The organism is Micromonospora sp. LZ37 (genome assembly GCF_059359015.1).
In genome coordinates, this window is the sequence record NZ_JCADBL010000021.1 from 29,282 (window position 1) to 48,058 (window position 18,777).

23 protein-coding genes and 1 pseudogene are annotated in these 18,777 nt (G+C 74.8%); 16 read left to right on the forward strand and 8 right to left on the reverse strand.

Annotated features, from left to right (window positions below; all coding sequences use genetic code 11):
• Positions 1-41: 41 nt before the first annotated feature.
• Positions 42-971, reverse strand: a complete 930-nt coding sequence (locus AC5L3Z_RS29130; protein ID WP_494846526.1) for an SIS domain-containing protein — start codon at positions 969-971, stop codon at positions 42-44.
• A 199-nt stretch (positions 972-1,170) separates the two neighbouring features.
• Here AC5L3Z_RS29130 and AC5L3Z_RS29135 point away from each other — a divergent pair, with 199 nt between their 5' ends.
• From AC5L3Z_RS29135 to AC5L3Z_RS29210, 16 genes are all read left to right on the forward strand, one after another.
• Positions 1,171-1,956: a DeoR/GlpR family DNA-binding transcription regulator gene (locus AC5L3Z_RS29135; protein WP_334614548.1), complete on the forward strand. Its 786-nt coding sequence runs from the start codon at positions 1,171-1,173 to the stop codon at positions 1,954-1,956.
• A 119-nt stretch (positions 1,957-2,075) separates the two neighbouring features.
• A complete protein-coding gene (locus AC5L3Z_RS29140; protein ID WP_494846527.1) occupies positions 2,076-3,086 on the forward strand; it encodes an ABC transporter ATP-binding protein in 1,011 nt (336 codons plus the stop codon).
• The gene (locus AC5L3Z_RS29145; protein WP_494846529.1) at positions 3,083-4,096 is read left to right on the forward strand and encodes an ABC transporter permease subunit; all 1,014 of its coding nucleotides are present in this window, start codon (positions 3,083-3,085) and stop codon (positions 4,094-4,096) included. The genes AC5L3Z_RS29140 and AC5L3Z_RS29145 overlap by 4 nt, the downstream gene beginning before the upstream one ends.
• A 156-nt stretch (positions 4,097-4,252) precedes the next feature.
• Positions 4,253-4,762: a DUF3263 domain-containing protein gene (locus AC5L3Z_RS29150; RefSeq protein WP_494846531.1), complete on the forward strand. Its 510-nt coding sequence runs from the start codon at positions 4,253-4,255 to the stop codon at positions 4,760-4,762.
• A gap of 82 nt (positions 4,763-4,844) precedes the next feature.
• Positions 4,845-5,741, forward strand: coding sequence for a hypothetical protein (locus AC5L3Z_RS29155; RefSeq protein WP_494846533.1), 897 nt, complete (start codon positions 4,845-4,847; stop codon positions 5,739-5,741).
• A 182-nt stretch (positions 5,742-5,923) separates the two neighbouring features.
• Positions 5,924-6,433 carry a GNAT family N-acetyltransferase gene (locus tag AC5L3Z_RS29160; protein ID WP_494846535.1) on the forward strand — a complete coding sequence of 170 codons (510 nt, stop codon included), beginning with the start codon at positions 5,924-5,926 and terminating at the stop codon, positions 6,431-6,433.
• A 299-nt stretch (positions 6,434-6,732) separates the two neighbouring features.
• Positions 6,733-7,161: a hypothetical protein gene (locus AC5L3Z_RS29165; protein WP_494846537.1), complete on the forward strand. Its 429-nt coding sequence runs from the start codon at positions 6,733-6,735 to the stop codon at positions 7,159-7,161.
• 2 nt (positions 7,162-7,163) lie between these two features.
• Complete coding sequence (locus tag AC5L3Z_RS29170) at positions 7,164-8,369, forward strand: SRPBCC family protein (protein ID WP_494846539.1); 1,206 nt, start codon at positions 7,164-7,166, stop codon at positions 8,367-8,369.
• Entirely contained in the window at positions 8,366-8,791 is a 426-nt protein-coding gene (gvpJ, locus tag AC5L3Z_RS29175; protein ID WP_494846541.1) for a gas vesicle protein GvpJ, read from the forward strand. The genes AC5L3Z_RS29170 and gvpJ (AC5L3Z_RS29175) overlap by 4 nt, the downstream gene beginning before the upstream one ends.
• A gap of 1 nt (position 8,792) precedes the next feature.
• Positions 8,793-9,548 carry a GvpL/GvpF family gas vesicle protein gene (locus AC5L3Z_RS29180; RefSeq protein WP_494846543.1) on the forward strand — a complete coding sequence of 252 codons (756 nt, stop codon included), beginning with the start codon at positions 8,793-8,795 and terminating at the stop codon, positions 9,546-9,548.
• 2 nt (positions 9,549-9,550) lie between these two features.
• Entirely contained in the window at positions 9,551-9,934 is a 384-nt protein-coding gene (locus AC5L3Z_RS29185; protein WP_494846545.1) for a gas vesicle protein GvpG, read from the forward strand.
• 4 nt (positions 9,935-9,938) lie between these two features.
• The gene (locus tag AC5L3Z_RS29190) at positions 9,939-10,280 is read left to right on the forward strand and encodes a gas vesicle protein GvpO (protein ID WP_494846547.1); all 342 of its coding nucleotides are present in this window, start codon (positions 9,939-9,941) and stop codon (positions 10,278-10,280) included.
• Position 10,281: 1 nt separating this feature from the next.
• Positions 10,282-10,653, forward strand: coding sequence for a gas vesicle protein GvpJ (gene gvpJ, locus AC5L3Z_RS29195; protein ID WP_494846549.1), 372 nt, complete (start codon positions 10,282-10,284; stop codon positions 10,651-10,653).
• On the forward strand, positions 10,637-11,434 hold the full coding sequence (locus AC5L3Z_RS29200; RefSeq protein WP_494846551.1) for a GvpL/GvpF family gas vesicle protein: 798 nt from the start codon (positions 10,637-10,639) through the stop codon (positions 11,432-11,434). The genes gvpJ (AC5L3Z_RS29195) and AC5L3Z_RS29200 overlap by 17 nt, the downstream gene beginning before the upstream one ends.
• Positions 11,431-11,661: a gas vesicle protein gene (locus AC5L3Z_RS29205; protein ID WP_334520983.1), complete on the forward strand. Its 231-nt coding sequence runs from the start codon at positions 11,431-11,433 to the stop codon at positions 11,659-11,661. Before AC5L3Z_RS29200 ends, AC5L3Z_RS29205 begins: the two co-directional genes overlap by 4 nt.
• Positions 11,658-12,014 (forward strand): gas vesicle protein K, encoded by a 357-nt coding sequence (locus AC5L3Z_RS29210; protein ID WP_334520981.1) that lies wholly within the window; start codon positions 11,658-11,660, stop codon positions 12,012-12,014. The genes AC5L3Z_RS29205 and AC5L3Z_RS29210 overlap by 4 nt, the downstream gene beginning before the upstream one ends.
• Before the next feature lie 41 nt (positions 12,015-12,055).
• Here the strand turns inward: AC5L3Z_RS29210 and AC5L3Z_RS29215 are convergent, their stop codons facing one another.
• The 7 genes and pseudogenes from AC5L3Z_RS29215 to AC5L3Z_RS29245 all read right to left on the reverse strand — a co-directional run.
• Positions 12,056-12,952, reverse strand: a complete 897-nt coding sequence (locus tag AC5L3Z_RS29215; RefSeq protein ID WP_494846553.1) for an SMP-30/gluconolactonase/LRE family protein — start codon at positions 12,950-12,952, stop codon at positions 12,056-12,058.
• A gap of 122 nt (positions 12,953-13,074) precedes the next feature.
• Entirely contained in the window at positions 13,075-15,375 is a 2,301-nt protein-coding gene (locus AC5L3Z_RS29220) for an AAA family ATPase (RefSeq protein ID WP_494846555.1), read from the reverse strand.
• Between the two features lie 47 nt (positions 15,376-15,422).
• Positions 15,423-15,893, reverse strand: coding sequence for a hypothetical protein (locus AC5L3Z_RS29225; RefSeq protein ID WP_494846557.1), 471 nt, complete (start codon positions 15,891-15,893; stop codon positions 15,423-15,425).
• Positions 15,894-15,937: 44 nt separating this feature from the next.
• On the reverse strand, positions 15,938-16,696 hold the full coding sequence (locus AC5L3Z_RS29230; protein WP_494846559.1) for a GTP-binding protein: 759 nt from the start codon (positions 16,694-16,696) through the stop codon (positions 15,938-15,940).
• Complete coding sequence (locus AC5L3Z_RS29235) at positions 16,683-17,174, reverse strand: DUF742 domain-containing protein (RefSeq protein ID WP_494846561.1); 492 nt, start codon at positions 17,172-17,174, stop codon at positions 16,683-16,685. Before AC5L3Z_RS29235 ends, AC5L3Z_RS29230 begins: the two co-directional genes overlap by 14 nt.
• The gene (locus AC5L3Z_RS29240; protein WP_494846563.1) at positions 17,171-17,641 is read right to left on the reverse strand and encodes a roadblock/LC7 domain-containing protein; all 471 of its coding nucleotides are present in this window, start codon (positions 17,639-17,641) and stop codon (positions 17,171-17,173) included. Before AC5L3Z_RS29240 ends, AC5L3Z_RS29235 begins: the two co-directional genes overlap by 4 nt.
• Positions 17,638-18,777: pseudogene (locus AC5L3Z_RS29245) on the reverse strand (histidine kinase); the annotation flags it as partial. The pseudogene AC5L3Z_RS29245 and the gene AC5L3Z_RS29240, both read right to left, overlap by 4 nt.

An 18,777-nucleotide genomic window follows, 5' to 3' on the forward strand; every position in this document is an offset into this window, starting at 1 on the left:
GGCGACGACGACGGCGTCACCGGCGCCGGTGGGGCCGTCGGTCACGCCAGCACCACGGAGCGGGTCAGGTGCCGGGGCGCGTCCGGGTCGAGGCCCCGGCTGGTGGCCAGCGCCACCGCGAAGCGCTGGGCCAGGATCAGGTCGGCCATCGGGTCCACCGGGGTACGTCCGGCCGCCCAACTGCCCAGCACGGTGTGGCAGCCGTGGTGGCGGCTGTGCACGAAGGCCGCGCCGGTGGCCGCCACGTCCTCGGCCAGGCCGTCGGGCAGCGCGCCGAACGCCCAGACCAGCCGGCCCGGAGCGGCGATCGAGATGGGACCGTGTCGGTAGTCCATGGCGGGGTACGCCTCGGCCCAGAAGGTGGCCGCCTCGCGGCACTTCAGCGCCGCCTCCTGGGCCAGCCCGACGGTCCAGCCCCGCCCGAGGAAGGTGGCCTGCCCGATCGTGGCCGGGTCGATCGGCAGCGGGGCCCGGACGGCCACCTCGGCGTCGGCGGCGAGCGCCTCGACGTTGTCGCCCAGGTGGGCGCGGAGCAGCGCCAGCGACGTGGTGGCGAACCGGGTCTGCACCACCGATCGTTCGTCGGCGAACGGCAGGGTCACCGCCGCGTCGGCCAGGCCGACCGCCGGGGATCCGGGATCGCCGACCAGGACCGTGGTGGGCAACTGCCCGCGCAGCGCGGCGAGCAGGTCGAGCACCTCGGTGGTGGTTCCGGAGCGGGTGATCGCGATCAGCCGGTCGTAGCGGCGGCCGGTGGGGAACTCGCTGGCCTGAAAGGCGTCGGTCTCGCCCTGGCCGGCGCGTTCACGCAGCCCCGCGTACGCCATCGCCATGAACCACGACGTGCCGCAACCGACGACGGCGACCCGCTCGCCGGGGCGGGGAAGGTCGGCGGCGACGCCACCGGCGAGCCGCGCCGCCTCCCGCCAGCAGTCGGGTTGGCTCGCGATCTCCGCGTCGACGTACGCCATGAGGACTCCTCGCACTGGCTGGCGATGCGCATTACGGCTCGTTAAAGCCGTCTTTCGCGCGTTATTCTGCGCGAACCCGGGGGGCTCTGGCAACCAGCCCCCAGATCGCGCAGGTCAGGGTTTTGCGCCCTCGTAGTTTCGCGCACTACTGTGCACGCAATCAATCACCGATCGTGCAGAGTCAACGGAGGCCCCCGCGGTGGACCGGTACGCCAGATGGAACGCTCTGCTCGAGATGCTGACCGACAGCGGCCGGGTCAGCGTCGAGGAGGCGGCCGAGCGGCTGGACGTCTCCCAGGCCACCATCCGGCGTGACTTCGACCAGCTCGCCCAGCAGCAGATGATCACGCGGACCCGGGGCGGCGCGGTCGCCAACGGCGTCTCGTACGACCTCCCGCTGCGCTACAAGACCGCCAAGCACTCCGCCGAGAAGCAGCGGATCGGGGCGGCCGCCGCGTCGCTGGTCTCCCCGGGCACGGTCGTGGGCCTCAACGGCGGCACCACCAGCACCGAGGTGGCCCGGGCGCTGGCCGTCCGCCCAGATCTGAACACCAGCGCCGAGGGTGCCCAGCTCACCGTGGTGACCAACGCCCTGAACATCGCCAACGAGCTGCTGGTGCGGTCCCGGATGAAGGTCGTGGTCGCCGGCGGGGTGGTCCGCCCCAAGTCGTTCGAGCTGGTCGGCCCGCTGGGCGGGGCCCTGCTGCGCGAGGTCACCCTGGACGTCGCCCTGCTCGGCGTGGACGCGGTCGACCCGCAGCTCGGCGCCGCCGCCCACCACGAGGGCGAGGCCGCGATGAACAACCTGATGGTGGCCCGAGCCAAGCGAGTGGTGATCATCGCCGACTCGTCCAAGCTGGGTGGTCACGCCTTCGCCCGGATCTGCCCGGTGGACCGGGTGGAGACCCTGGTGACGGACTCCGGGGCCGATCCCGCGGTCGTCGAGGCGTTCCGCGCCGCCGGGGTCACCGTCATCTGCGCCTGAGTATGTCGTTGCTATACGGTCGGTGACGATTTCCGAGCCGATGCATACCCGGTATTGCTCTGCTCTGTATACCGAGTATGGTGACCGCTGTCATGGAGTCCCATCGGGGGAGGCGCAGCTTGTCGGCTGTCCTGGAGATCGAAGGTCTACGTAAGACGTACAAGAGTCGTCGCCGGGGTGTCCGCAACGCCCTCGACGGCTTCGACATGCGGGTCGAGGCCGGACAGGTGCACGGCTTCCTCGGCCCCAACGGGTCGGGCAAGACCACCACGCTGCGTACCCTGCTCGGGCTGATCCGGCCCGACGGCGGCCGGATGGCGATCCTCGGCCACGAGGTGCCGGCCGCGCTGTCCGTGGTGGCCGGTTCCGTCGGGGCGATCGTGGAGAGCCCCCAGTTCTTCCCGCACTTCACCGCCCGTGACACCCTGTCGCTGCTGGCCGGCGCCGGTGAGGTGCCCGCCGTCCGGGTCGACGAGGTGCTGGAGCTGGTCGGCCTGCGGGACCGCGCCAACGAGCGGGTCAAGACCTACTCGCTCGGCATGAAGCAACGGCTCGCCGTCGCCTCGGCGCTGCTCAAGAACCCGCGGCTGCTGATCCTGGACGAGCCGGCCAACGGCCTCGACCCGGGCGGCATCCGGGAGATGCGCACGCTGATGCGCAACCTCGCGGAGTCCGGGATGACCGTGGTGCTCTCCAGCCACATCCTCGGCGAGATCCAGCTCATCTGCGACGAGGTCACCATCATCTCGCTGGGCCGCCGGGTCGCCTCCGGCCCGGTCGACCAGGTGCTCGCCGAGCACTCGCACGGCGGTGTACGCGTCCGCCTGGAGGCCGCCGAGGACCTGGCGGCCGCCGCCGAGCTGCTCGGGCGGGCCGGCGTGGCGGTGACCCGGCACCCGGACCACCTGATGCTCGCCGGCATCGACAAGCCGGCCTCCGTCAGCCGGCTCCTCGCCGAGCAGCACCTCTACGTCAGCGAGCTCGCCCCGGTCGCGGTGGACCTGGAGAGCGTCTTCCTGGAGTTGACCGCCACCGCGCCGGTGCCCGGCCAGCACCGCCAGGTCGACCAGTCCACGAAGGTCGGTGAGCCGGGTCCGACCGGCGGCGCCGGAGGAGGTTGGGGCGCATGAGCCTGTACGTGACCGAGCTGCGGCGGCTGTTCAAGCGCCGGTTGACCCGGGTCATGCTGGTGCTGCTCGTCCTCGGGCTGGCCGGCATCGCCACCGCCTTCGCCTTCTCCAGCCAGAAGCTCTCCCCGAGCGTGGTGGCGGAGGCGCAGGCCCAGTCCGACGCCAACTACCAGCAGGCCGTCCGCGACTGGGAGAAGTCGGTCGCCGACTGCGACGCGGCCAAGGCCCGCGGTGAGCAGACCGACGAGAAGTACGGCCCGGAGTGCGGTCGGGAGTGGCAGCCGCAGCCGGAGATGTTCGACCCGAAGTGGCACATGCCGTACCAGTTCGACTTCCGCGCCGAGTTCGGCATCTTCGTCGCGGTCTTCGCCGGGGCGGTGGCCCTCTTCGCCTTCCTGGTGGGCGCCTCGTCCGTCGGGGCGGAGTGGAGCAGCGGCGGCATGATGAACCTGCTGCTGTGGCGGCCGAAACGGTTGACCGTGCTCGGCACGAAGCTGGCCGCCGTGCTCACCACGCTGCTCGGGGTGAGCGTGGTGCTCGGGGCGCTCTGGACCCTGGCCTTCTGGCTGATCGGCACCTACCGCGGCACCACCGCGAAGGTCACCGCCGGCGTCTGGCAGTCCGCCGGGCTGAGCGGCCTGCGGGCCGTGGGGCTGATCCTGGCGTTCGGCGCGGTCGCCTTCGCGCTGGCCTCCCTCGGCCGGCACACCGCCATGGCGCTCGGTGTCGCGGTCGGGCTCGGCGTGGTCAGCGAGATCGGCCTGCGGATCGCGATCGAGATCGCCGGGGTCCGGTTCGGGGAACGCTACGTCCTCTCCACCTACGCGATGGCCTGGTTCGAGAAGCAGAAGAAGCTGGTCGACTACCGGTCCTGCGACTTCGTGCAGGGGCAGTGCAACCCGAAGGAGATGCTGGTGACCTGGCAGGACTCCGCGGTGGTCTTCGGTGTCGGCACCGCCGTGGTGCTGGCCGCCGCCTTCTGGATGATGCGGCGACGGGACATCACCTGAGCCGGGGCCGCCCGGTTCGGGCGGCCTGACGGATGAGCGGGCCCGGGCACCCCCGGGCCCGTTCGTCGTCCGCTGCGGGTGTCGTCGGCTCTGGTTAGGCTGGGAGTCCCCCGGTCGGCTCCGCTGCGCCGGCCGTCCGCCCTGCTGAGGAGCGCCATGCCGCCCGCCGACGCCGCCCCGGCCGCCGCCGACCGGTCCGAGCCGTCGCCGGGCCGGGTCGACACCGACGGGTCGGCGAGCGCGGGGCGCACCGTCCCGCCGCCCCGCGTCGCACCGGAGGCGGGGCCGGTCCCCGCGTCGCCCCCGCGGGTCGGTGCGCTGCCGGCCTCGGCACCCGGTGTGCCGGGGCCCGCCACCTCGCCGGAGGAGGTCGCCGCCGACCCCGCGGAGGCCGCCGCCACCTCGCCGGACGCTCCGTCGCTGGTGGCCGGGGCGGACGAGTTGACCGAGCGGGAGCGTTCGATTCTCGCCTTCGAGCAGCAGTGGTGGAAGCACGCCGGGGCGAAGGAGCAGGCCATCCGGGACACCTTCGGGGTCTCCGCCACCCGCTACTACCAGCTGCTCAACGCGCTGCTGGACCGTCCCGCCGCGCTGGCCGCGGAGCCGTTGCTGATCGGCCGGCTCCGCCGGCTGCGTTCCTCCCGGGCACGCAACCGCCGCCGCTGACCGGCTGATCCGATCGCGGGTGGCGGGCATGGCCCCGGTCGGGCCGGGTAGCCGACCGACGGGCGAGGCGAGGGGGGCGGGCATGGCGGGACCGGAGGCGCGACACCCGGCGGGGCACACCGTGCGGACCGTCGGCGCGGCGTGGACGATGCGGGTCCGCTCCGCGTCGTCCCCGGCGCCCGGCCGGGAGAACGAGGATCTGGTCTTCCGGTTCGGCCCGCTGGTCGGGGTGCTCGACGGGGCGACGGTGCCCGACGGGTTCGACACCGGGTGCGTGCACGGGCCGGCCTGGTTCGTCCGGCACCTGGCCGCCCGGATCGGCCTGGCGGTCGCCGCCCGGCCGACGTCCACCCTGGTCGGCAGCCTCGCGGCGGCGCTGCTGGCGGTACGCGCGGACCACGGGGACGCGTGCGACCTGGACCATCCCGGCACCCCCTCCTCGACGGTCTGCCTACTCCGGGAGGGCGAGGACGAGGTCGACTACCTGGTGCTCTGCGACAGTCCGTTGGTGCTGGACAGGGGCGGGCAGATCCAGGTGGTCTCGGACGACCGGCTGGACACGGCGCTGGCCGACCTGCGCCAGATCATGGCGACGCTGCCGGCCGGGGAGGTCGACCGGGCCACTCGGTTCCGGCAGGCGGTGGGGGTGCAGCGGGAGCGGATGAACCGGACCCACGGGTACTGGGTGGCCGCGGCCGACCCGGACGCCGCGTACCACGCGCTGACCGGCACGCTGCCGCTGCGCGGGCCGGACGCGCTCCGCCGGGCGGCTTTGCTCTCCGACGGCGCCTCCTGCGCCGTCGAGCAGTTCGGGCTCCTCGACTGGGCCGGCCTGCTCGACCTGGTCACCACGGAGGGCCCGGGTGCGCTGATCGACCGGGTGCGCACCGCGGAGCGGGAGCTGCCCGACCGGTTGCGCCGGCACAAGAGGGCCGACGACGCCTCCGTGGTGCTCTGCGAGTTCCTGTCGCGCGACTGAGGCGCACCGGCGCGGCAGGTCGGAACCAGGGCCCGCCGGGACGGCGGCGGCAGGGGCGCGGCTGACAGCGGAGCGTGACGTGGAACACCCTCATGGCACGACCGGTTGGTCCCTTCGGCCGGATCGCCAGTCGCCGCCCGAAGGGCTGGACGAGGGCCGGTGAGGCCGGCAGACTGCGGCACGTGGCAGGTGCGGTGCGGCTGGAGCCGGTGGACGAACGGAACCTGGAGGCGTTGCTCTCGGTAGCGGCGGCCGAGGCCGAGCCGGGTGACGTCATGCCGCCGGTCGAGGCGCCGGCCGGCTGGTCGCACGCCCGCCGCGAGGCGTTCCGGGACTACCACCGGGCCAGCTTCGCCGGCCTGGACGGCCCCACCCGCACCCGCATGTACGCGATCCTCGCCGGTGGCGAGGTGGTCGGCATGGTCCGGATGAGCCGGTGCGACGAGCCCGGGGTGGTGGAGACCGGGATGTGGCTCGGGCGGTCCGCCCGGGGCCAGGGCCTCGGCGTGGCGGCGCTGCGGGAGTTGCTGAACGAGGCGGCGGCGGCCGGCATGCACGCCGTGCTGGCCGAGACCACGCGGGACAACGCCGGTGCCGTCCAGGTATTGCGGAAGTGCGGCGCGAAATTGCTCGAAGATGGCGACGTGGTGCGTGCGGAAATCTGTCTGGACGCGACGCCTCCGGTGTTGTGAAACGGCGTTCTCCATTCCTTGGGTGATCTGTACCCGTCTCGAAGCGGTCCTGCTCAGAGCTGCCCGTCTGCCCGAATAGCCCGCTTCCTGCGCGCTGAATTACGCCGTTCTCATTCGCCGTCGCGAGCCGGCGCGTAATTGCCGGTGCAGGTTTTGTGGATGAGGTGCGGGGTACCTCCGGCGGGGTCCGCCAATACGGGACACCCGATCGCAGGCCCGACATGCGCCGTTTTCCGGTAGCGTTTTCCGGCCCTCCCTGGATCGGGTTCGACCCGTTCACGGGGAGTGAAGGAGAACCGATGAAGAGCGCAATGCGGATCGGCCTGGCGGTCGGTGCCGGGTACATCCTCGGGCGGCGCAGGAAGCTCCGTACCGCCCTCACCCTGGCCGCCGCGGTCGCGGCCGGCCGGGCCACCCGCGAACCGGGCCACCTGCTCAAGCACGGTGGCCAGCTGCTCAGCTCGTCCCCCCAGTTGAGCAACCTGGCCAAGCTCGGCGGCCCGCTCGCCACGGCCGGCCGGGCCGCGGCGAGCGCGGCCGCCGGCAGCGGCATCGACGCGGTCAGCGGCCGGTTGCGCGACGGCGCCGACGCGCTCCGCCGCAGGTCCGGCGGCGGCGAGGGGAGCTCCCGCTCCGGCCCCGACGAGGAGCGGGAGCCGGACGACCAGCCGACCGCGGACGACCGGGACCGCGACGAGCGGTCGGACTCGACCCGACGGGAGCGGTGACCATGACCCCGAACCCCACCGGCGGTCTGGCCGACCGGGCGAAGGAGCAGCTCGGCGCCGACCTGAAGGATCTCGCCTCCGCGATCGGCGAGCGGGCCGTCTCGGTGGTCACCGAGCGGCTCACCGGCGCGACCGGGCGGCTGAGCGAGTACGCGAAGTCCGGCGGCGGTCCCGGCCTGATCGCCGCCGCCACCGGCGCGCAGCGGCTCGCCGAGGGCCACTCCCCGATGAAGGCCATGTTCCAGGCCGGCCTGGCCGGCGGTAAGGAGAAGCTGATGGCGGCGTTCGGCGGTGGCAAGGGTGGCCGGGGCGGCGGCAGGAAGCTCAAGGTCACCAACATCGTCGAGACGGTCGAGGTCGGCGTGCCGGTCCGGGTCGCCTACAACCAGTGGACCCAGTTCGGCGACTTCCCCAGCTTCATGAAGAAGGTCGAGCAGGCCGACTGCGAGTCGGACGAGAAGATGACCTGGAAGGCGAAGGTCTTCTGGTCCCACCGGACCTGGGAGTCGACCATCGTCCGGCAGATCCCGGACAGGTTGATCCACTGGCGGTCCAAGGGCGAGAAGGGCTCGGTGGACGGCACGGTCAGCTTCCACGAGCTCACGCCGGACCTGACCCGCATCCTGGTCGTCCTGGAGTACCACCCGCAGGGGCTCTTCGAGCACACCGGCAACCTCTGGCGGGCCCAGGGCCGCCGGGCGCGGCTGGAGCTGAAGCACTTCGTCCGACACGTGATGACCCGGACGGTGCTCGACCCGGACGCCGTCGAGGGGTGGCGGGGCGAGATCGAGGACTCCCGGGTGGTCCGGGACCACGAGACCGCGCTCCGCGAGGAGCAGGAGGAGCGCGAGCAGCAGGGGCGGGTCGAGGAGCCCGAGGAGGAGCTGGGGGAGGAGCGCCGGCCCGCCGAGCGTGGCCGCCGTCGCCCGCCGGAGCGCCGCCGTCCCCCGGAGCAGGAGTACGACGACTACCACGCGGGCGAGGACTACGACGAGGGGTACGACGAGGAGGAGCTCGAGGAGGAGGCGCCTCCTCCCCGGCGGCGTGAGCCGGAGCGGGCCCGTCGTCCCCAGCCGCGCCCCGATCGGGAGCCCCGTCCGGAGCGCGAGCCGCGAGAGGAGCCTCCGCGTCGCCCGGCCTCCCGGCGTGCCCCGGAGCCGCCCCGTCGGCCGGTGGTCCGTCGTCGGCGTGAGGAGCGGGACCAGTGAGCATCGCGACGACGAGCGGGAGCCCGGGCGGCAGCGCCCTGGAACGGGGCGGTGGCGGCGGCACCGCCGGCACCCTGGCCGACGTGGTGGAGACCGTGCTGGACAAGGGCGTGGTGATCGACGCTCAGGTCTCCGTCGCCGTGGTCGGCATCCAGTTGCTGGAGATCAACGCCCGGGTGGTGATCTCGAGCGTGGAGACCTACCTGCGGTTCGCGGAGGCGGTGGACCGGCTCAGCATCGTGCCGAAGGGCCAGAAGGGGCTACCCGACCTGATCGGGGATGCCGCCGGCGGAGCTGCCAAGGGTCGGGCCGTCGCCGGTCTGGGCAAGGCCGCCCGGGAGATCAGTGGCGCGGTCGCCGACTCGCTCGCCGACCGCGAACCGGCGCGGGAACGTCGCCGCCGTCGGGACGAGGAGCGCTGAGATGACCGACCAGCGAGGACTCTTCCTGTACGGCATCGTGCCCTCCGACGTGGAGCCGACCCCGGACGCCGTCGGCGTCGGCGACCCGCCGGGAGAGGTGATCGCCGTGCAGCACGGCGAGCTGGCGGTGCTGGCCAGCGAGGTGGGGCTGGAGGAGCCGATCGGCCGGCCGGCCGACCTGACCGCGTACCAGACGTTGCTGGACGGGACGGCGGAGGTGGCGCCGGTGCTGCCGGTGCGGTTCGGCACGGTGGTCACCGGGGAGGACGCGGTGGCCGACCTGCTGGACGCGCACCACGACCGGTTCGCCGCCGCCCTCGACGAGTTTGAGGACCGGATCCAGTACACCGTCCACGGCCGCTTCGACGAGCAGGAGCTGATCAGCCGGCTGCTGGCCGAGAACCCGGCCGCGGCCGACCTCGCCGAGCAGGTGCGGGGCCGGCCGGAGGCGGAGAGCCGGGAGCAGCGGATCCGCCTCGGCGAGATGATCAGCCAGGCGGTGGAGCTGAGCCGGGAGGCGGAGAACCAGCAGCTCGTCGAGGCGGCCGGCCGGTTCGCGGTGCGCGACGCGGCTCGCCCGCCGAGCCACGAGCTGGACGCGGTGAACGTGGCCTTCCTCGTGGCGGTCGACGACGAGGACGAGTTCGTGGGCGCGGTGGAGGAGTTCGCCGAGCAGCGCCGCGGGCTGGTCCGGATGCGGCTGCTCGGCCCGCTGGCCCCGTACGACTTCGTCAGCGCGCACCAGTTGGTGGACTGACCGTGGACATCCTCTGGTCGTTGCTGACCCTGCCGTACGCGCCGGTGCGCGGGCTGACCTCGGTGATCAAGGTGATCGCCCGGGAGGCGGAGTCGCGGCAGTACGACCCGGCCAACATCCGACGCGAGCTGGACGAGCTGGACCGGGCCGCGGCGGCCGGCGACATCACCGACGCCGAGCGGGACCGGGCCCAGCAGCAGGTGCTGGACCGGTTGACCGGCACGGTGGCCGGCTCGGCCCGCCCCGCCGGGGCGCCGGGCCGGCCGGACGAGACGGACCAGCCCGGCCGGGCGCGTACGGCCCGGCGTTCCGGGGCCGCCCGGTCCGCGCCCCGGAGACGACAGGCCGGCCGGCGGGCTGACCCCCGCCGGCGGCGGGAGAGGTGAGGAGATGGCGCCAGGACGGACCCGGGCCGACGGTGACCGGCTGCGGGACCCCGAGCCGGAGGCCCGCTACGCCGAGGAGTACGCCGAGGGCGTCTCCGCCGCCGAGGCCGGCCGCGAGGGGCTGCGTCAGGTCGTCGGGCTGACCGGCAAGGAGCCGCTCGGCATCACCTCGATCCAGGCCACCGACGAGGGGTGGCTGATCGGCGTCGAGGTGGTCGAGGACCACCGGATTCCCGCCTCGACCGACCTGCTCGGCCTCTACGAGGTGGAGCTCGACCTCGACGGTGGACTGCTCGGCTACCGCCGGACCCGGCGGTACCAGCGTGGCAAGGGGGAGGCGACCTGAGATGACGACCGCCCGCGCACCCTCGGTGGTGCAGAACTCCGGTCAGGTGCTGCCGGCCGGGAACGAGCCGGCGAACCTCGGCGACATCCTCGAACGGGTCCTCGACCGGGGCATCGTGATCGCCGGTGACATCCGGGTCAGCCTCCTCGACATCGAACTGTTGACGTTGAAGCTGCGGCTGGTGATCGCCTCGGTGGACACCGCCCGGCAGATCGGCATCGACTGGTGGGAGCACGACCCGTGGCTCAGCTCGAAGGCCACCCCACCGCTGGAGCCGGGGCCGCGCGATCCGGAGCAGGTCGAGGCCGAACGCCGGCCCCGGATCGCCCGCCGGGCCGCCGCACGGGAGGAGTGGAATGAGTACGACAGCTGACCCGACGACCGTCGCGGTGGGCAGCTGGCTGCACGGGGTGGTCCGGGACGCCGACCCGGCGGCCCTGGCCGGGGTCGCCGGCATGGACGGCGGGCCGGTCCGCGCGGTCCGGGCGGCCGGCCTCGCCGCGGTGGTCAGCGCCGCCCCGCTGGTTGAGTACGGCGAGGAACCGCTGCGCCGCAACCTGGAGGACCTGGCCTGGCTGGAGCGGGCCGCCCGGGCCCACCACGCGGTGGTGGACCTGCTCGCCCGGAGCGGGCCGGTGGTCCCGGCCCGGCTGGCCACCGTCCACCACGACGACACCCGGGTCGCCGCCATGCTCGCCGAGCGGCGGGCCGACCTGACCGGCACGCTGGACCGGCTCACCGGCCGCGGCGAGTGGGGGGTCAAGGGGTACGTGCGACCGGGCGTCCCGCCCCGGGCCGAGGCGCCCGCCGCGTCGGGCGGGGCGGGCGCGGCGTACCTGCGACGGCGCCGGGCCCAGCTCACCGCCCGCGACGAGGGGCAGCGGATCGCCGCCGAGGCGGCGGCGGCCGTGCACGAGGCCCTCGCCGGGTACGCGGTGGCCGCCCGGCGGCACGCTCCGCAGGACCGCCGGCTCTCCGGAGCGCCGACCGCCATGGTGCTCAACGGCGCGTACCTGGTGGCCGGCGCCGCCGTCGAGGGCTTCGCCGCGTTGGTGGCGAAGCTGACCGACCGGCACCCGGAGCTGCGGCTGGAGCTGACCGGGCCGTGGCCGCCGTACTCCTTCGTGGACGGCCGGCAGGAGCCGGAACGGTGACCACCTCACTCGCCCCGAGCAGCGCCGACGGTCCGCTGGCCTACCGTCCGGTGGCCCTGGTCGACCTGCTCGACCGGGTGCTCGGCACCGGCGTGGTGATCACCGGCGACATCACGCTGGCCATCGCCGACATCGACCTGGTCCGCATCTCGTTGCGCGCGCTGGTCGCCTCCGTCGGCGCGCTCGGCCCACCCGAGCTGGGCGAGCTGCCCGGGGAGCCGGTGTGACCGCCCGACGGGACGAGGCGGCGGAGCTGGCCGCGGCGCTCGGCGAGCCGCTCCGGCCGGCCCCCCGGGTGACGCCGCTGGACCGCCGCCTCGCCGTCGACCGGGACTCCGTCGAGCGGGGGCTGGCCAGTCTCGTGCTCACCGTCATCGAGCTGCTGCGTCAGCTGATGGAGCGGCAGGCGCTGCGCCGGGTCGACGTCGGTGACCTCAGCGAGGAGCAGATCGAGCGGATGGGCGCCACCCTGATGGCGCTGGAGGAGCAGATGACCGAGCTCCGCGAGTACTTCGGCCTGGCCCCGGAGGACCTCAACCTCGACCTCGGCCCGCTCGGCCCGCTCCTGCCCACCGACTGACCCGGCCGGTGGCGCCCACCCGGACGCCGCCGGCCGGTCGGTCAGGCGGGGAGCCGGACGATGTCGTAGTCGGTGTCCGGGGTGGGTTCGGTGTCGAACCGGGCGTTGACCACGTACAGCCCGGAGCCGAAGAGGTCGCCGGTGGCGGGCACCCGCAGCCGGGGGTCGGTGCTCTCACGCTGGACGACCCCGCTGGTGAAGGAGGGGTCGAGACGCACCACCGCGACGAGGTTGGTCAGGTTGCGGATGACGTACAGGGTGCGACCGCGCAGCACCAGCCCGTCGGCCCGCCGCACCGAGTAGCCGCCCAGGCCGACGACCTGGCTGGCGCCGGTGTCGGGGTCCACCCGCACCAGCCGGCCGGCGAGCATCTGCGCGACCAGCAGGTCGCCGTCGGGCAGCGCGACGATGCCGTTGGAGAACGCGCCCGGGTCGGCCGCCGGTCCCGACAGCGGCAGCACCCGGAAGTCCGTCGCCGCCGGGAGCCGACCGCCCGGCCCCAGGGGTACGACGTACAGGACCGGGCGGGTGGAGTCGGTGAACCACACCGCCCGGGGGGTGATCACCAGATCGTTGACCAGGCTGCCCGGCTCGTCGGTGAACTGGTAGTGGGCGAGGCGGGCGCCGGTGCGCGCGTCGTGGACGCTGGCCCCGCCGCCGGAGAAGTCGGCCGTCCAGAGCCGGTTGCGCGCGTCGACCTTCAGGCCGGCCCGGTCCGTGCCGGGCGTGCCGGGGATCAGCACCGACCCCCGCCCGGTGCGCAGGTCGCCGCGCCACACCGCGCCGTCGAGGATGGAGCTGACGTAGACGGTGCCGCCCCGGCCGATGGTGAGGCCCTCGGGGGCGAAGCCGTCCGGTAACGGGATCCGGGTGGGAAACGGTGCGGCCGGTGCGGCCGCCGCCGACCCGACCGGGGTGAGAACGGCCGTGGCCGTCATGACGAGTGAGACGAGGATCGAGGAAAGTACCCTTCGCAAGGAGTCACCACCTGACGTCGTCGCGGATCACTCCACTCGGGATCCGACGTGAGACGAGACGTGCTGGCCGGGACGGAAGGTTGTCAGCGGCGGGAATGCTGCTCCGCGTACGCGGCCAGCCAGGCCACCTGCGCGGGGTCCAGGGACGGACGGACCCGGCGTCGCGCGGTCGCCACGTGCCCGGCGCCGACCGTGGCGGCGGTCAGCGATTCCCGCATCGCGGCCAGCGCCGCCTCCCGGACCAGCGCCGCGCAGTCCGCCGCCGAGAAGCCGTCCAGCTCCGCGCCGAGCGCGCCGAGGTCCACGTCCGGCGCGAGCGGTACGGTCCGCGACGCGGCGCGCAGGATCTCCGCCCGGGCCGGGCCGTCCGGCGGCGGCACGTAGACCAGCCGCTCCAGCCGGCCGGGGCGCAGCAGCGCCGGATCGACCAGGTCGGGCCGGTTCGTCGCGGCGACCACCACCACGTTGCGCAGCGCCTCCACCCCGTCCAGCTCGGTCAGCAGCGCGGCGACCACCCGGTCGGTCGTCCCCCCGTCGGTGGCCTGGCCGCGGATCGGCGCCAGCGCGTCCACCTCGTCCAGGAAGACCAGGGTGGGCGCCGCCTCACGGGCCCGGCGGAACAGTTCCCGGACCCCGCGTTCGCTCTCGCCGACCCACTTGGAGAGCAGCTCCGCGCCCTTGACCGAGAGCACGTTGGCCCGGCCCGACCCGGCCAGCGCGGTCACCAGGTACGTCTTGCCGCAGCCGGGCGGCCCGTACAGCAGCACGCCCCGGGGTGGCTGCACACCCAGCCGGGCGAAGGTGTCCGGGTAGGTCAGCGGCCAGAGCACCGACTCGGTGAGGGTCTGCTTCACCTCGACCAGGTCGCCGACGTCGTCCAGGGTCACCGACGCCAGCTCCAGGGTGGACGCCGCCATGGTGGTCGGCCGGACCACCTCCAGCGCGGCGGCGAAGTCGGCCATCGCCACCGTCGGCGCCGGCGCCGACTTCTGCCGCAGCGCCGCCCGCACCCCGGCCTCGCGGACCAGCGCGGCCAGGTCGGCGGCGACGAAACCGGGGGTACGCCCGGCCACCTCGTCCAGCCGGACGTCCTCGGCCAACGGCACCTGCCGGGTGAGCACCGTCAACTGCTCCCGGCGCAGCGCCGGGTCCGGCAGCGGGACGGTGATCCGCAGGGAGAGCAGGTCCGGGGCGCGCAGCGCCGGGTCGACCGCCTCGGGGCGGGAGGTGGTGCAGACGACGGCCGCCTCGCCGGAGCGGACCGTCTCGGCGAGCACCTGGCGGAACACGGTGGCCAACGGTCCGGGGCCCTCGACCGGGGCGAGCGCCTCCACGTCGGTGACCAGCAGCACCGCCGGCCCGTCGGCGGTGACGTCGGCGGCGGCCTCCCGCAGCCGGCGGGCCGCCGCGTCGTTGTCCAGCGCGGCCAGCTCCGGTGCCCAGAGCGGGCGTAGCCGGGCCCCGACGGCGGCGGCGACCGCCCGGACCAGCGCCGACTTGCCGGAGCCGGCCGGGCCGCTGAGCAGCACGCCGAGCGAGACCGTCGTGCCGAGCCGGCCGAGCACCTCCCGGTGGTGGAATCCGAGGTCGAGCAGCTCGGTCAGCTCCTCGGCCTGGGCCCGCAGCCCGGGCAGTTCGTCGACGCGCGGGGTGTCCCCGGGCGGCGGGTCGGCCCGGCCGGCGGTCGCGGTGCCGGCCGGGGCGGCGCTGGCGGACCGGGCGTCGACACCGTCCGGCCGGACCCCGCGCACCGGGTCGGCGGGCGGGCCGGCCAACCGGCCGCGCACCGGCCCGGAGGAGCCGTGGGTCAGCGGCCCGTGCTCCCAGCCGACCACGGTGTCCATGGTGACCAACGCGCCGGTCTCCGGCTCGGCGTGCACCACGGTGAGCAGGGTGCTCGTCCAGGCGTACCCGACGGTGTTGGCCAGGCTGCGCCGGGCGGCCTCGACCAGGGCGCGTACCGAGGCGTCCGGCAGCACGTCCTGCGGGAGCAGGGAGACGTCGTCGCCGGTGGTGACGACCTTGCCCAGCAGGGCGAGCCGGAGCATCTCCGGGGAGACCGCGGCGACGACCTGCACCGGCCCGGCCAGGGTGACCCGGTGGGCGGGGGTCACCGGCGCGGGGCAGACGGTCACCTCACCGCCGTCGCGCAGGCCGAGGTTGCCCAGCACCAGGTCGTCGGCGTAGAGCAGGGCGGCGCTCGCGCCCGGCGCGGCGGGCGCGACGATCCCGGCGGTCACCCGCCGCCCGGCCAGCCGGACCGGGTCGCCGGGGCGCAGCCCGAGCGCGGTCAGCACCTCCGGGTGCAGTCGGACGACGCCCCGTCGGGCGTCCAGCGCGGCCGGCCGCAGGCTCGCGACGAGGGTCAGCTCCGGTTCGGCCATCGCCCGACAGTAGCGGCCCGGCGCGCGGGCCCGGTGCGGCGTACGGCTCACCGCTCGCCGGTGAGCAGGGACGGGTCGCGGCGGATCATCTCGGCCAGCCGGGCCGCCGGGTCCGTGGTGGTCGACGCGTCCGGCCCGGTCGTCCACGACGGCACGGTATGGCTGGACAGCGGCCACGTCGGCGGCGGTGTGGCCGGGTGCTCCGGGCCGGCCGCCACCTCGGTGTCCGCCCAGTCGATCCGCACCGGGTACGTCCGCCCCTGGTGCTCCACCCGCAGCACGACCGCCAGCCCGGGATGGTCCGCGACCACCCGGCGGACCGCCTCGATGACCTCCTCGACCGGGTCCGTCCCGCCCTCCGGCGGCTGGTCCGGCTGGAGGGCGCCCGGGCCGGCCGGGTACCCGGGCCCGGCCATCGGGTCCTGGCCGGCCTCGTCGCCCGGATCCGCGGCCCGTCGTCGCATCGCCTCCTCGCGACGGGCCATCCGGGCCAGTGTCTCGTCCAGACCACCTCTCATCACGTCCACCCCTTCCCGTGATACGGGTCGAACCGTCGATCGGTTCAGGTTCGTCTCTCCCGGGTGGCCCGGTCCAGCGCCCGGTCCAGGACGACCAGCAGGGCGTCCCGCACCGAGAGCCGGTCCCGGGCGTCGAACTGCACCAGCGGCACCTGCTCGCCGATGGCCAGCGCCCACCGGATCGCGGCGAGGTCGTGCGCCAGCCGGCCGTCGAAGGCGTTCACCCCGACGACGAACGGCAGCCCGGCCCGTTCGAAGAAGTCGATGGCCGGGTAGCAGTCGTCGAGCCGGGAGCTGTCCACCACCACCAGCGCGCCGAGCGCGCCCCGGGCGAGGTCGTCCCACATGAACCCGAACCGGGACTGCCCGGGCGTGCCGAACAGGTAGAGCTTCAGGCTGCGGTCGATGGTGACGCAGCCGAAGTCCATCGCCACCGTGGTGGTGGTCTTCGTGCTCCGGGCGCCCGGGTCGTCGACGCCGATGCCGGCGCTGGTCATCTCCGCCTCGGTGGTCAGCGGGGCGATCTCGGAGATCGCACCGACCGTGGTGGTCTTGCCGACCCCGAAGCCGCCCGCGACGAGGATCTTCACCGGGATCGGCGGCGCGGGCCGGGCGCCAGGTGCCGGCACGGCCTGCGGCGCCCCCGGCGGCCGGTACGGCGGCGGGCCGGGCAGCGGCGAGTAGGGCGGCGGGCCGGGCGGGGGCAGCGTGGGGCCACCCGCCGCCGGGCTGCCGTAGCGGGCGGATGCGCTGTTCGAGGAGAGCCCGCCCGACGGGGTGACCGGCCATTCAGGAGATCGCACGGAGTCCCTCAATCACTCGAAGGATGAGGTCGGGGTCGAGCGCGTCCTCGATGTCCCCGACGTGCACGTCGAGGTGGCCGGCGGCCCGCAGGTCGCCGACCAGGACGCGGGTCACGCCGAAGTGCATCCGCATCCGGGCGGAGATCTCCGCGACCGAGATCGGCTCACCGCAGAGCGCGATGATGGCCTGCAGCTCCGGGGCGAGCAGGGCCGGCGTGGCGGTCCACGGGGCGGTCGTGGGCCGGGCGGTCACCTGGGTCTCCAGGCCGATCGCCGGGTCCGCGCCGGAGACCCGTCCGGCGGTGAGCACGAAGGGGCGCGGCCCCGCCGGGTGGGCGGCCTCCGGTTCGGCCCCGACCGCCGGCGCCGGGGGCGCCGTCGACGGGTCCTCGCCGGGCGGTGGTGGCGTCCGCAGGTAGGGCCGGATCCGGACCAGCGGGTCCGGTCCCGGTTCCTCGCCGGCGGCCTCGGGAGTCACTGCTGAACGGCGTTCTTCAGCTCGGCGATCAGTCTCGGGCTGAGCGCGCCACCGGCCCGGCCGGCGAAGAGGGTCATCTCGTACGCGACCGTGCCCAGGTTGGCCGACCGGTCGGCGACCACGCCGAGCACCGAGCCGCTGCTGATCGCGCTGATCAGCAGGTACCCGTCGGCCATGTCGACGATCACCCGGTTGAGCCCGCCGAGGGCGTACCAGCTGGCCGCGCCGCCGGCCAGGCTGGTCATGCCGGAGACCACGGCGGCGAGCCGTTCGGCGTTTGAGCGGTCCTTGATCGCCGACATGGCCATCAGCAACCCGTCCGACGAGACGGCGATCGCCTCCATGACCCCGGCCGTGCTGGAGGTGAACGAGTCCAGCAGCCAGTTGAAGGTCCGTGCCTCCGGGCTGAGCTCGTGACCGGCGTGGGTCGGGTGGTCGACGTTGTCGTGCAGGAAGGGGCTGGTCACCGTGATGATCCCTCTTCGTCGTGGCGGTGGTCTGGACGGACTTCGCGCAGGGCACGCGCGACGCCCGCCTCGAATGCGGTGATGCGGTCGCGCACCTCGGCCGGGTCGCCGGGATGCGAACTGGGCGTCACCGGACGGGCCGGGCTCACGCTCAGGTTCGCACCCGGCACGCGCCGGCTCAACCGGGGCCGGTCCGAGGTCGCGGCGAGGTCGACCGGTCGTCCCGAGGGCTGGTCCTGCTCGGCGCGGCGTACCCCGGACTGGAACTGCTCGACCAGGGCGCGCGCGGCCTCCGGGTCGGCGCCGGAGGCGTCGACCGGGCCGGTCGGCGGCGCGGTCGCCGGCAGGCTCGCGCCGGGCACCCGCTGCCGGATGGTCGGCGGGGGTGCGGCGACCGGCGGCCAGTCCGGCGGGGCGGCCGGTCCGACCAGCGACGGGTACCCGGCCGGCGGAGCCGACCCGGCGGCCGGCGGGGCCGGGGTCGGCGCCGGGCCGGTCGGCGTGGCCGGGGCCGGGCCGGTCGGCGGGAACGACGGCGGGGCGACCGAGGCCGGTGGCGTCGGCGGGGCGGTGGGTGCCCAGCCGGCCACCGGCGGCTGGAGTCCGGCCGCTGCCGCCGCGTCCGGGGCGTCGTCGGGCCGGCGACGCCGGGGCAGCCCCGCGCCGGTGACCGGCCCGTCCGCAACGGCCGGGGCCGTGACCTGCGGGTCGGTGCTCCCGGCGGGCACGGTCGGCTGTCCGGTGCCCGAACCGAAGGCGTCCCAGGACTGCCCGGCGGCCATCGTGCGGGTGGCCCGGGTCAGCAGCGCCGGGTCGAAGCCGGCGTCGGCCAGTTGGGCGCCGACCCGGTGTCCGGGCATCGCGGTCGGTGTCCGGCCCGGCCGGCCCGCGTCGAACGCGCCGGCCGAGCGCTGGTCCCGTGCCGGTACGGCGGTCCGGGCCACGGTCACCCCGGCCGGATCGGCGCGCTGGGCGACCAGCAGCGCGTGCGGCACCTCCAGCCGGGCGGTCACCCCGCCGCCGGCGGTGGGGACCAGGTCCACCGTCCAGCCGTGCCGCCGGGCCAGCCGGCCCACCACGAAGAGCCCGAGGACCTCGGTCGGGGCCAGGTCCAGCCGTTCCCGTCGGGTCAGCCG

Bases quoted from the DNA above. Each gene is read 5' to 3' on its own strand.
- AC5L3Z_RS29130 (WP_494846526.1), bottom strand. From the start codon at position 971: ATGGCGTACGTCGACGCGGAGATCGCGAGCCAACCCGACTGCTGGCGG.
- AC5L3Z_RS29145 (WP_494846529.1), top strand. From the start codon at position 3,083: ATGAGCCTGTACGTGACCGAGCTGCGGCGGCTGTTCAAGCGCCGGTTG.
- AC5L3Z_RS29150 (WP_494846531.1), top strand. From the start codon at position 4,253: ATGCCGCCCGCCGACGCCGCCCCGGCCGCCGCCGACCGGTCCGAGCCG.
- AC5L3Z_RS29155 (WP_494846533.1), top strand. From the start codon at position 4,845: ATGGCGGGACCGGAGGCGCGACACCCGGCGGGGCACACCGTGCGGACC.
- AC5L3Z_RS29165 (WP_494846537.1), top strand. From the start codon at position 6,733: ATGAAGAGCGCAATGCGGATCGGCCTGGCGGTCGGTGCCGGGTACATC.
- AC5L3Z_RS29170 (WP_494846539.1), top strand. From the start codon at position 7,164: ATGACCCCGAACCCCACCGGCGGTCTGGCCGACCGGGCGAAGGAGCAG.
- AC5L3Z_RS29180 (WP_494846543.1), top strand. From the start codon at position 8,793: ATGACCGACCAGCGAGGACTCTTCCTGTACGGCATCGTGCCCTCCGAC.
- AC5L3Z_RS29190 (WP_494846547.1), top strand. From the start codon at position 9,939: ATGGCGCCAGGACGGACCCGGGCCGACGGTGACCGGCTGCGGGACCCC.
- gvpJ (WP_494846549.1), top strand. From the start codon at position 10,282: ATGACGACCGCCCGCGCACCCTCGGTGGTGCAGAACTCCGGTCAGGTG.
- AC5L3Z_RS29200 (WP_494846551.1), top strand. From the start codon at position 10,637: ATGAGTACGACAGCTGACCCGACGACCGTCGCGGTGGGCAGCTGGCTG.
- AC5L3Z_RS29215 (WP_494846553.1), bottom strand. From the start codon at position 12,952: ATGACGGCCACGGCCGTTCTCACCCCGGTCGGGTCGGCGGCGGCCGCA.
- AC5L3Z_RS29220 (WP_494846555.1), bottom strand. From the start codon at position 15,375: ATGGCCGAACCGGAGCTGACCCTCGTCGCGAGCCTGCGGCCGGCCGCG.
- AC5L3Z_RS29225 (WP_494846557.1), bottom strand. From the start codon at position 15,893: ATGAGAGGTGGTCTGGACGAGACACTGGCCCGGATGGCCCGTCGCGAG.